This is a genomic window from Rhodoferax sp., from assembly GCF_028714215.1.
In the GTDB taxonomy this organism is placed as follows: domain Bacteria; phylum Pseudomonadota; class Gammaproteobacteria; order Burkholderiales; family Burkholderiaceae_C; genus Rhodoferax.
In genome coordinates this window covers 61623-72889 of record NZ_JAQTMS010000006.1, presented here as the reverse complement: position 1 = coordinate 72889, position 11267 = coordinate 61623, and the positions used below count along the sequence as shown (strand labels likewise).

Below are 11267 nucleotides of genomic sequence, written 5' to 3'. Positions count from 1 at the left end.
ATGCAAAACGTGGAGAAGATGGCATGGCTCGCGCTGCTGGCCGTGGCCTCGTTCATCCAACCGGCGGCGGCTGGCGATGATCTGATAACGAGCCAATGGGTAGACCAGGCACGTTACTGGCAACAGAAGAATCGTGACGATATCGCCGCCGACCTCTGGCGCAAGCTGTTGCGCTCGGACCCAAGGCACCTGGAGGCGCTGATCAAACTCGGCACCATCGAGGCCCGCGCGGGCAATCTCAACGAGGCCGAGGCCCTCTATAATCGCGCCACTCAGCTAGCCACACCGGCAGCCGGATTGAGCGAGTTGTCCAGGGCGATAACGGCAGCAAAAGGTCTGCGAAAAGACTTGCCAACACCATCCGTCTTGCCAGAACCAGCAAAACCGGGACCGGAAAAGACAAAAACCAAACGTGATAAAGGTCCTGCAACCACGATGGTCACCCCGCCCACCATCCAAACGCCACCGAGTGCGCCAGCTAAACCGGCCAAGGTCGCAAACCCTACGATCAGCACGAATGAAGGCAGCATGAATACGGCAACAGGCAACCCGAAATTGAAATTCTCTACCTCACTGGACCCTGTCAATGTCAAACCGCGTCCCTGAAACCCGTGTTTTCTTGATGGCGTATTGGATAGCGCCGAACTGTCAGTGACATCTGAAATTTGTTTGTAGAAAAGGTTTATGCAAGTAATCGCATTCGTTTCCGGTAAAGGCGGGGTTGGCAAGACCACTCTTGCGGTCAACGTCGCGGTGGCGCTGGCCCAGCGGAAGATGCGCGTGTTACTGATCGACCTGGATCCGCAGAATGCACAACGCCTGCACCTGGGAATGAACCCGGATGAGATTGCCGGTCTGACGCGCGAGGGAATTGCGGACACCTCCATATTCGAAAGCCCCTTTGGCATTAAATTTATTCCATTTGGGCGCGTCAGCGAGGCCGAACTGGAAGATTTCGAAGCTGAACTCAAACTGCATCCGAACTGGGTGACCGATGGAATCGACTCCCTCACCCCCGGTTGTTTCGATTTCATCATTCTGGACACGCCACCCGGTCCCACGGTCTTCCTGCACCAGGCATTGCTGGCGGCGCATCGCGCGTTGGTTGTCGTGCTGGCCGATGCCGCGTCCTACGCAACGATACCGACGATCACCTCCCTGATTGAGCAATACACGGCCGGGCGTTCCGACTTTTTCGGCATGAACCTGTTGATCAACCAAATGCCGATACACAGCAAACTGGGGCATCAGGTACGCTCAGCGCTGTATGCGAACTATGCCGAGCTGCTTGTTCCGATCGCCGTGCACAAAGACCCGCGCGTGTCGCAAGCACTCGGCTTCGAGAGACCGGTACTCCAGTACGAGCCCGGCTGCAAGGCCAGTCTGGACATTCAAAGCGTAGCCGATTGGCTGCTCGACAGCATTGAACAATGATCTTGCGGTGTCTGCATCTGGGATTTTTTCTTGCCGCCCTCCTGTTTCAGTCACTGGCGATAGCAGAGGCACCCAAAGCCTGGGGCTACGTTGGCTGGTGGTTACCAGACGGTTGGCGCAGCGTGCCCTTGGGGGAAATTGATCGACTCCTGTTCATCGAAATAAAGGTCGACTCCGGCGGGAAAATCAGTGAGCGCAATGGCTGGCCGGAGGACTGGACCGACTTGCGACGCGCAGTCGAGCAGCACAAAACGCCGCTCGACCTGACACTGACGCTGGAAGATCCCGCCACCTTCGATAACTTGTTTTCCTCAGTTGATGCAACGCAACGCTTGCTTGATGAAGCCACTTCCCTGGCAAGTCAAAACGGTGTTGCCGGACTCCAACTCGATATCGAAATATACAGTCTGGCGCGACCAGAAGCGATCAAGCGCTACCAGAGCTTTGTCCATGAGCTGGCAAAACGACTGCACCAATATTCGCCGGCAAGAAATCTTTCGATCTTTTTCCCCATCGGCGGTGAATCCCAACTCTATGACGCCACCACCCTACAGCAGTTGGACCAGGTCGTGTTGCAAGGCTATGACGCGCATTGGCCGAACAGCAAAACGGCGGGTCCGGTAGCACCGCTGACCGGCGATGAAGCCATAAGCTGGAAAAAGGCGGTAATCCTGGGAACAGCGCTTGGCATACCGAAAGAGCGTCTATTGCTCGGCTTCCCGCTATTTGGCTACGAGTGGCAAGTCAAGGGATCGAAACTGCACGGTGCAACGGTGGGAAAGGGTGTCAGCACCACCTTTGGCCCCGTTGCCCCCGGTCTGCTGCCGGAGATGCAATTCAATGTTCAGGACCGGGTCGAACAATACGGCGCTTCCCATGATCCATTGACCGGGTCGTCCTACTACCAATTCAAAAGAGAAGACGGGCAATTTATTGAAGGCTGGTTCGAAGACTGGTGGAGTCTGCGGCGCAAGAGCGACTACCTGGCAGATGAGAAGCTCGGTGGCATTGCTTTTTTTCTGCTTGGCTACGATGGTGGTCAACTGGTCGATTACTTCTTGAAGCGAAGAGGGCCAAGAAGTCGGGAAGACGTTGCCAATCGAGTCCGGAAGATCCTTGACGCAGCGCCCTGAACAGGGCGAAGCAATTGAAAATCTGCGGGATGCGTTATGGTTTTTAGCTCCAATATCTTTCTCTTTGCCTTTCTCCCGCTGTTTCTTGCCTGTTACTACCTGACCCCCTGGCGTGCAAAGTCGGCCCTCATTTTGGCTTTCAGTTATGCGTTCTACGCATGGTGGCGGCCTGACTTTTTGGGCTTGCTGGTCGGCGTCACCAGCGTCAGTTACGGTTTTGCCCTGGCAATTGGAGCAAGCACCGATGAAACCCGACGTCACCGCTTACTGAGTGCCGGGGTGACCTTGAACTTGCTGGCCCTAGGCTACTTCAAGTATGCCAACTTCGGCATCGAGAGCCTCAACCTGGCGTTGACCGGACTTGGTTTCAATGCCATGGAATTCACCCGTGTACTGCTGCCCATCGGCCTGTCGTTCTATATTTTTCACGCCATCAGCTACCTTGTTGATATTTACCGGCGTGAGGCAGCGCCGGCACGAAATTTTGTCGACTTTGCAGCCTTCATCGCGCTATTTCCCCATTTGGTGGCAGGGCCGGTACTGCGCTACCACCTGTTGGCGCAGCAATTCAGAAGCCGGACTCACTCGCTGGCCCGATTTTCGCGCGGCTGTGCTGTATTCATGGTCGGTTTTTGCAAGAAGGTGTTGATCGCCGACACGGTGGCACCGCTGGTGGAGGCAGCCTTCTCGGCCCCCGTGCCGACCCTGGCCGATGCCTGGCTTGGCGCTGTCGCTTACACGATTCAGTTATTTTTCGATTTCAGTGGCTACACCGATATGGCCATTGGGCTGGCGCTCATGATTGGATTTGTGTTTCCCGAGAATTTCAACGATCCCTATGTATCGCGCTCCATTACCGAATTTTGGAAACGCTGGCACATGTCACTGTCGAACTGGCTGCGCGAGTACCTTTATATTTCCTTGGGCGGGAATCGCAAAGGACTGTTGCGGACCTACATCAATCTGTTTCTGACCATGCTACTGGGCGGCCTGTGGCACGGTGCCAACTGGACCTTTGTGCTGTGGGGCGCCTGGCATGGCGGCATCCTGATACTGGAGCGGTACTGGGAACAGCATTGGGGCAAACCCCTGCTGCCCGCCTGGCTGCGGGTATTCAAAACCATGCTGCTGGTTATCCTGGGTTGGGTCTTGTTTCGCGCCGCCAACATGGCTGGGGCCGGACGCATGTTTGAGGGCATGCTGGGGTTCAATGGCGTCGCCTTCAGTCCAGCAGTCGAATGGCAGGTAACGCCTGACAGGCTTATCGTTTTGCTGCTGGGTAGCGGGCTGGTCTATGCGATGCCATGGCTTAAACGCGCCGGTGGCGCGCACCTGCGTTACCTGCTGCCACCGCTTTTTCTGTGGGCGGTGGCAACGCTGTCGGCGCAATCTTTCACGCCTTTCTTGTATTTTCAGTTCTGAGGTCGCCATGCCGAACAAGGAATGCCAGGTCAATGACGCTCCCCCGCCGTCCCTCTTCGCCGCCTTGGTAGCGTTGACGTTTTCGTGCGTCATGGTTATAGGTGCCTGGCAGGTCATTGCAGCCGCTCTGTACTCTGGCGGGCTGGAATTTCCGCGCACCTGGATCGATTTCCGCGAAGGTCGCAGCACCGGCGCCATCGAAAAACAACTGGACCAGAAACTGCCCGCGCGCAGCGCCCTGATTGCGGTCGCCAATAGCGTGCACTATTTGTTGACCGGTGGCGCAGGTGAACAGGTGCGAACCGGCCGGGACGGGTGGTTGTTTCTCACCGACGAATTGCGCTTTGAGGTTGAAGGAAACGCTCATTTGCAGGTACGCGCCGGGTTATTGGGCAGCACCGCACGCCTGCTCGACCAGCAGGGCGTCAAACTGGTCGTGGCACTGGTTCCCGACAAGGCTCGCGTGTATTCCAGCAGGTTGGCAAGTGGCCACTACCCCGAATACAACAGTTCGCGTTATCAGGATGCGCTCAGCGCTTTACAAATACAGGGCGTAACGGTCGTCGACCTGCTCAAGCCACTTGCCCTCGCCGCAACCCAGGGGGACGTTTATTACCGTACTGACACACACTGGAACCAGAGTGGGGCGCAGGTGGCTGCTGAAGCTGTGGCACGGGAGGTACAGAGAATAGGACTCGAACTGGAAAAAACCACATTCAGCAGCAGCACCGTCGGTACTCCGGTTGAGCGATCCGGCGATCTGATCCGCCTGATGGGGCTTGAGGGTGCGCCCAAAGCGCTAGGCCCGCGACCCGACGTGGAGGCACTCGTTGTCACACGCCAAACCAGTGCTGACAACGCCGTCGGGCTGTTTGGCGACAGCCTTGTTCCGGTCGTTCTGGCCGGTACCTCCTACTCCTTGCGCGGCAATTTCCACGGCTTTTTACAGCAGGCGCTTTCAGCCAAAGTCCTCAATGCGGCCAAAGACGGGGGTGGCTTTTTACAAGCGACGACGCAGTACCTGAATGACGAGGCGTTCCGCTCGGCCAAACCGAAAGTGCTGGTATGGGAAATACCAGAACGCTTTTTGCCAAGCAAATTGGACGAAGAGCAGAAATGGTTGGGTAAAGTGGGCCTGCAGTGAACAAATTCGAATTTTTCGGGTTTCCCCTTAGTCCGAACGGGCTATAGACAACAATCGGGTGCCCCCCTAACATCGCGGCTATGTACCTAGTCTGCAGGAGAGTTCCATGAAGATCAAAAAACTGATTGTTATCTCGGCTGTTGCCGTGATTAGCGCCGTCAGTAACTTTGCGGTTGCTGCTCCCGGTAACACCGATCTCGGCGCGCTGACCTCTTATAACGACGGTCATTATTTCGGGGGTGGAGCATCCCCCACCTATACCGGCGCCTTTGATGACACGTACACCTTCACCTTGGATCCGGGGACGACATTCAATGCCCTCGTCACCGGCTGGTGGGGCATTAATCAAAGTGATTTCGCAGCCACATTGAATGGTACCGCCCTGAGCTTCAGCGCGACCAGCACACCCGGCACATCCTATTTGGCGCTCAATAACGTAACCGGATCTTCCTCCTATACCTTGCATATCACTGGGTCGGCTGACCCGTCCGGTTCATCGTATAACGTCGCGTTGAATAGCGTAGTTGCGGTGCCTGAACCCGAAACCTTCGCCATGCTGCTGGCAGGTTTGGGTTTGATTGGCATGGTGGCTCGCCGTCGCAACAAAGTCAGCACAGCTTGAGCCGCAAATAAGAGCTCACTTTTAGTCAAAGGGGATTGCGTGGCAATCCCCTTTTTTTGGTTCGTTTTGCAGGCCGTGCAACGCAGAAATCACCCCAAGATGATTTCTGGCTGAGTAGCTCTTCTGACCCAGGGTTTACTCCTAAAATGTACCAACTGCTTTACGTTGAGCGCCACTTAGCCGTCGATTGAATTTGACCCCCATGGTTTTTCTGCCCTCGCTGTCACCGGAAGAACTTCGCCATTACCACTGCGTTATCACGCACGCGGAGCGGGTGCACAGCCATTTTGATGTACTGGTGTGGTTACAAGGCGACATGCAACACTACCTGCGGCATGACATCCTGCTCGCCGCCTGGGGTAATTTTCAATCTGGCGCCATCCATCACGACTTTATTTCAACCCTTGCGGGCGTACGCTCGCAGGACTCAGATCCGGCCATCGTCACGCCCCTGCTGCTTGATCTGTTCGCACGCTGGACCGACTGTGGTCATAGACCCGTTTCCATCCACTCGGGGACGGATGGCTTCTTACAAAACAACCCCAAGTCCGAATGTGTTTTCAGCAACACTTTCCAGACAATGCGCTTCGCCATGGCGCACGGTATCAGCGATAAGCGTGCCAGCCACGACTGTCTTTACGTCACTTTCCGCGCCAAACAAAATTACAGCGAAACTGAACTGAGCGCCTTGTCTGCCCTGACACCTTGCATTGATGCAGTGCTGCGTCAAGTCGAGCTTCTGCCGCACCAGGCATCAACGCCAATCGACATTTCCGACCTGCACAACCCAGTTCACGCGTGGCACTTGTCCGACCGGGAATGGGAAGTTTTGCAATGGGTCAGTCAGGGTAAAACGAACCCCGAGATCGGCAACATCCTGAAGTTAAGTGAGTTTACGGTCAAGAATCACCTGCAGCGTATCTTCAAGAAGCTCGATGTCAGCAATCGTGCACAGGCGGTTGGCAAGATCAAGATGCAGGTCAGCAATGTCTAGAGCGCCCTTGGGTCTGTCGGCCGCCGCCCTGAGCAAACGCTCAAAACCGGTTTCATTGGGCACAGACAACCTGCTCAGCTTTTTCGAAACATTCATTGGCCCCAGTTCTTTCATTCTCTCTTTGTGGGGGCTGGCCTACTACTACGAGGGCGCGATCCAGTCGCCCTATCTCATTTTGTCGATCCTGGTTTTTGCACTCAGCTTTCCGGGCCACACCAAATTACAGTCCGTCTTTTTTTCCGAAGTATTCCATATCGTCATGAATTGGGCCTGGCTCGCCGGCATGCTGCTGATTATTGGCTTCGCCTCAGGCTACATTCACGATTTTTCGAAACCCGTTTTATACGCTTGGCTATGGGTAGCGCCACTCACCAAAATCGGCGCCTGTCTTGTGCTGCGTGGTGCCGCCCCGGCATTGCTCAAGCTGCAAGGCCCGCCGCGACGTGCCCTTATCGTGGGCATGAACGAGCAGGGCCTGGCCCTTGCCACCAGAATCGGTGATGCACCCTACTCCCGGCTGGAACTCGTTGGTTTTGTGGACAACCGCAGTTCCGAGCGCCTCAAGCCTGCCAGTCCGCACCAATTATTGGGCAACCTGGAGCAACTGCTCGGTCTGATCCTGCGTGAACGCATCCAGATCATTTACCTGTCGCTGCCCATGACGTCGCAGCCACGCATTCTGCATATCCTCGAAGAGCTCAAAGACACGACCGTTTCGATTTATTTCGTCCCCGACATGTTTGTCACGGACCTGATTCAGTCGCATCCAGACTCGGTGTGCGGCATGCCTGTGATCTCGGTCTGCGAATCTCCCTTCCAAGGTATCGATGGCGTTATCAAACGTCTAAGCGACATTGTTTTGTCGCTGCTGATCCTGATCATGATATTTCCGCTGCTGCTGGTCATTGCAGTTGCCGTCAAGATCGGGTCCGCGGGCCCGGTTATTTTCAAGCAACGGCGCTGCGGTGAAGACGGCAAGGAAATCGTGATCTACAAATTCCGCTCCATGAGCGTCACCGAGGATGGCGACACCATTGAGCAGGCCAAACAAAATGACGCTCGCGTTACGAGGGTGGGCGCGTTTTTGCGCCGAACTTCGCTCGATGAGCTACCTCAATTTATCAACGTTCTTCAAGGCCGCATGAGCATCGTCGGTCCACGCCCGCACGCCATTGCGCACAACGAGCTTTACCGCAAGCTGATCAAGGGCTACATGGTGCGGCACAAAGTCAAGCCGGGTATCACGGGCTGGGCACAAGTCAACGGCTACCGGGGTGAAACCAGGACGCTAGACAAAATGCAAGGCCGCATCGACTATGACCTTGACTATCTGCGCAACTGGTCGCTCCAGTTGGATCTCCTCATCATTCTCAAAACCGTCCGCCTTCTGCTCAAGGATCAGAAGGCCTACTGAGCATGTTGACGCAGTGCCGCTCCTGGCTGATTCCAGGCCTGCTGGTAATGTGCGGTGCGGCCCCCACCTGGGCCCAAAGCAACGACACGCTGACGCTCAAAGCCGAATCGTCGTTGCGCTTCGATAACAACCTGTTTCGCCTGCCCGCCAATACCAACACCGAGGCCTTGATCGGTCAACCCAGCGCAGCAGAAAGAATCAACATCAGTTCACTCAGCTTGAATTTCAGCACCACACTGAGCCTGCAAAAATTAGAGCTGGCCGTCAACCTGACCAATTACCGATACCAGAATTTCAGCTATCTGAGCTTCGTTGCCCACAATTACAACGCCGCCTGGCGCTGGGCGCTGACGCCGCAGTTGCATGGCAACCTTGAAAGCCAGCGCCAGCAAACTCTCAACAACTTCGCAGACTACCGGGGTTTCAATGTGCAGAACCTGCGCACCAACAGCAACACCCGGGTGGATACCGCTTATCAGCTTGACGGTACCTGGGGTGTGCTGGCTGGCGTATCGCAATCAACCCAAACCAACCAGCAAACCTTGACGGCCGAGAGCGACTACAGCGACAAGTCCACCAACCTTGGTCTGCTCTACACCCTTGCCTCAGGCAGCGCGCTGACCTATACACACAGGAACACCAGCGGCAGCTACCCCAACAACCAGTTGCCTTCAGCCGGCCTCTACGATGATGGTTTCAAGCAACTAGACAACGAGCTTAGACTGCACTGGACCGTCACCGGTAAGAGTACGGCGGACCTGAGCGCGGCCCGCATCAGCCGCAGCCATCCGCACTATCCCCAGCGCGACTACAGCGGGCTCAATGCCGGGGTCAATTACAACTGGAGCCTCACGGGCAAATCAGCACTGGCTGCGAGTTGGGTGCGCGAACTCTCCAGCTACCAGACCAATAGCTCGAACTACAGCCAGACCGATCGTGTTTCACTGGCCCCAGTTTGGCAACTCAGTCCCAAGGCAGTGGTGCGCCTGCGCTATGAAGTAGCGCGGAGCGACTACCTGGGCTCTCCCATGGGAGCACTCGGACCCCAGCGCAGCGACAGCACCAGCGATGCCAGCCTCTCATTGATCTGGCAAGCTCACAAACACCTTACTCTCAGCACCTCGCTGGAAAATACCAGCCGCAATTCCAACTTGGCAGGCCTTGACTATGAGAGCAAAATGGCCACTGTTTCGGCCCAATTCAGTTACTGATTCTTTAGCAACATGACCACTTCGCACCTTCGTTGTTCCCACCCCCTTCTGAAGCACGGCATTTTGGCCATCCTGCTGTTACTTGGCCTCTCAGCCTGCGGCAACAAAGACGAAAAGAAGGCTGCCACCCAGGTTGCTGCAAAGGTCGGCTCAGAGGAAATCTCGGTACACCAAATCAACCAGATACTTAGCCGCGCCAATACCGCTGGCGCCTCGCCCCAGGCGGCCCAAGCCATGGCTCGTGAGGTGCTTGAAAAACTCATAGACCAACAGCTTGCGGTGGAGCAGGCCACAGAAAACAAGCTGCATCGCTCGCCCGAAGTGGTGGCCCAAATTGAAGCCGCCCGGCGCGACATTCTGGCCCGCGCCTACATGCAAAAAATTGCCGGAGCCCTGCCTAAACCCAGCGCAGAAGATGTCAAGAAATACTACGCTGAACACCCGCAGTTGTTTTCAGCGCGGCGTATTTTCAATGTGCAGGAAATTGTCGTATCCACGGCACCTGGTTTGGCCGCGCAACTGCGCAGTTTTGTGGATGCAGGCAAACCCATCACAGAAGTGGCAACCTGGTTAAAAAGCAAAGACATCAGATTTGACGGCGGCAGCGCCACCCGCGCTGCCGAACAGATTCCACTGGAGCGACTGGCGCAGATCCACGCCCTGAAAGACGGCCAGAGCCTGGTGATTGAAGGCCCCCAGGCCATCACCCTGCTGCGCGTGGCATCGTCACAATCGTCGCCAGTGGCCGAGGCCGCCGCTTTGCCGCGCATCGAGCAGTTTTTGACCAACCAACGTGCCACCGAGGCGGTGGCCGCGAATCTCAAGCAACTGCGTGCCGCCGCCAAGATAAGCTACATGGGTGAGTTTGCCAAGGCCGATGGCAGCAGTACTGTCAACGCGCCCGGTACGCCGGTTTCTGCTGCAAGCGTGCCCGCTGTCACTACGACATCACCGGCCACAGAAGACAAAAACCAGACCGCCATCGAAAAAGGCGTGGCCGGGCTCAAATAGTATCGGCGCACAAACTGCAACCACGCACACAACGTTTACCCGGACCCCAATTCCATGACTCAGCGACTGTTTCGCATACCGTATCTTCTGCTAGCAGCCATGCTGGCATTTTCCAATCTGGTCGCACAGGCCCAGGCTCAAAGCCCAGCCACGGACTACCCGCTAGGCGCCGGCGACGCGATCCGGATCCAGGTATTTCAAAATCCCGACCTGACGATTGAAACCCGCGTCTCCGAGAACGGTTCCATCACCTACCCGCTGATCGGTGCGGTGCAACTCGGTGGTCTGTCGATTGCCGTGGCGGAGAAGAAAATTGCCGATGCGCTGCAAACCGGTGGCTTCATCCAAAACCCGCAGGTCAACATCGTGCTGATGCAAATCCGCGGCAATCAGGTGTCGGTGCTGGGCCAAGTCAACCGACCCGGTCGCTTTCCGCTGGAAACCGCCAACACGCGCCTGAGCGACATGCTGGCCAATGCCGGCGGTGCCACTGCGGGGGGTGACGATATTGCCATCGTCGTCGGGGTGCGCAACGGCAAACAGTTTCGCAAGCAAATCGACATCCCGTCCATCTTTCTGGATGACAAACTGCAAGACAACATCGTGCTGCAAGGCGGCGACAGCATTTATGTACACCGGGCGCCCGTGTTCTACATCTACGGTGAAGCCCAGCGCCCCGGTGCGTTTCGCGTCGAGCGCGACATGACCATCATGCAGGCACTGGCGCAAGGCGGTGGCCCCACTGCCCGTGGCAGCGAAAAACGCCTGCGCCTGCACCGCAGAGCTGCCGACGGCAGCATTCAGCTCATTGAGCCACAGCTAACCGACCCGGTACTGCCCAATGACGTTATTTACGTCAAAGAAAGCATCTTCTGACCCAAT

The 11267-nt window shown here is 56.3% G+C and carries 11 protein-coding genes; all 11 read left to right on the top strand.

Annotated features, from left to right (window positions below):
* The 11 genes from PHS32_RS04425 (at nt 1) to epsE (ending at nt 11261) form a co-directional block, all read left to right on the top strand.
* A complete protein-coding gene (locus tag PHS32_RS04425) occupies nt 1–606 on the top strand; it encodes a tetratricopeptide repeat protein (RefSeq protein ID WP_301077633.1) in 606 nt (201 codons plus the stop codon).
* Nucleotides 607–684: 78 nt separating this feature from the next.
* Nucleotides 685–1434 carry a cellulose biosynthesis protein BcsQ gene (gene bcsQ / locus PHS32_RS04420; protein ID WP_301077632.1) on the top strand — a complete coding sequence of 250 codons (750 nt, stop codon included), beginning with the start codon at nt 685–687 and terminating at the stop codon, nt 1432–1434.
* Nucleotides 1431–2567 (top strand): glycosyl hydrolase family 18 protein, encoded by a 1137-nt coding sequence (locus PHS32_RS04415; RefSeq protein ID WP_301077631.1) that lies wholly within the window; start codon nt 1431–1433, stop codon nt 2565–2567. Before bcsQ ends, PHS32_RS04415 begins: the two co-directional genes overlap by 4 nt.
* A gap of 36 nt (nt 2568–2603) precedes the next feature.
* Nucleotides 2604–3989, top strand: coding sequence for an MBOAT family protein (locus PHS32_RS04410; protein ID WP_301077630.1), 1386 nt, complete (start codon nt 2604–2606; stop codon nt 3987–3989).
* Between the two features lie 7 nt (nt 3990–3996).
* The gene (locus PHS32_RS04405) at nt 3997–5133 is read left to right on the top strand and encodes a hypothetical protein (RefSeq protein ID WP_301077629.1); all 1137 of its coding nucleotides are present in this window, start codon (nt 3997–3999) and stop codon (nt 5131–5133) included.
* A 106-nt stretch (nt 5134–5239) separates the two neighbouring features.
* Complete coding sequence (locus PHS32_RS04400; RefSeq protein ID WP_301077628.1) at nt 5240–5755, top strand: FxDxF family PEP-CTERM protein; 516 nt, start codon at nt 5240–5242, stop codon at nt 5753–5755.
* A 202-nt stretch (nt 5756–5957) separates the two neighbouring features.
* Nucleotides 5958–6749 (top strand): XrtB/PEP-CTERM-associated transcriptional regulator EpsA, encoded by a 792-nt coding sequence (epsA, locus tag PHS32_RS04395; RefSeq protein WP_301077627.1) that lies wholly within the window; start codon nt 5958–5960, stop codon nt 6747–6749.
* A complete protein-coding gene (locus tag PHS32_RS04390) occupies nt 6643–8163 on the top strand; it encodes an undecaprenyl-phosphate glucose phosphotransferase (protein ID WP_301077626.1) in 1521 nt (506 codons plus the stop codon). Before epsA ends, PHS32_RS04390 begins: the two co-directional genes overlap by 107 nt.
* 2 nt (nt 8164–8165) lie before the next feature.
* A complete protein-coding gene (gene epsL, locus PHS32_RS04385) occupies nt 8166–9374 on the top strand; it encodes an XrtB/PEP-CTERM-associated polysaccharide biosynthesis outer membrane protein EpsL (protein WP_301077624.1) in 1209 nt (402 codons plus the stop codon).
* Between the two features lie 12 nt (nt 9375–9386).
* Nucleotides 9387–10385, top strand: a complete 999-nt coding sequence (locus PHS32_RS04380; RefSeq protein ID WP_301077623.1) for an EpsD family peptidyl-prolyl cis-trans isomerase — start codon at nt 9387–9389, stop codon at nt 10383–10385.
* A gap of 54 nt (nt 10386–10439) precedes the next feature.
* Entirely contained in the window at nt 10440–11261 is an 822-nt protein-coding gene (gene epsE / locus PHS32_RS04375; RefSeq protein ID WP_301077622.1) for a polysaccharide export protein EpsE, read from the top strand.
* The last annotated feature ends 6 nt before the right edge of the window (nt 11262–11267 follow it).

Bases quoted from the DNA above. Each gene is read 5' to 3' on its own strand.
- epsE (WP_301077622.1), top strand. From the start codon at position 10,440: ATGACTCAGCGACTGTTTCGCATACCGTATCTTCTGCTAGCAGCCATG.
- PHS32_RS04410 (WP_301077630.1), top strand. From the start codon at position 2,604: ATGGTTTTTAGCTCCAATATCTTTCTCTTTGCCTTTCTCCCGCTGTTT.
- PHS32_RS04425 (WP_301077633.1), top strand. From the start codon at position 1: ATGCAAAACGTGGAGAAGATGGCATGGCTCGCGCTGCTGGCCGTGGCC.
- PHS32_RS04380 (WP_301077623.1), top strand. From the start codon at position 9,387: ATGACCACTTCGCACCTTCGTTGTTCCCACCCCCTTCTGAAGCACGGC.
- bcsQ (WP_301077632.1), top strand. From the start codon at position 685: ATGCAAGTAATCGCATTCGTTTCCGGTAAAGGCGGGGTTGGCAAGACC.
- PHS32_RS04415 (WP_301077631.1), top strand. From the start codon at position 1,431: ATGATCTTGCGGTGTCTGCATCTGGGATTTTTTCTTGCCGCCCTCCTG.
- epsA (WP_301077627.1), top strand. From the start codon at position 5,958: ATGGTTTTTCTGCCCTCGCTGTCACCGGAAGAACTTCGCCATTACCAC.
- PHS32_RS04405 (WP_301077629.1), top strand. From the start codon at position 3,997: ATGCCGAACAAGGAATGCCAGGTCAATGACGCTCCCCCGCCGTCCCTC.
- PHS32_RS04400 (WP_301077628.1), top strand. From the start codon at position 5,240: ATGAAGATCAAAAAACTGATTGTTATCTCGGCTGTTGCCGTGATTAGC.
- epsL (WP_301077624.1), top strand. From the start codon at position 8,166: ATGTTGACGCAGTGCCGCTCCTGGCTGATTCCAGGCCTGCTGGTAATG.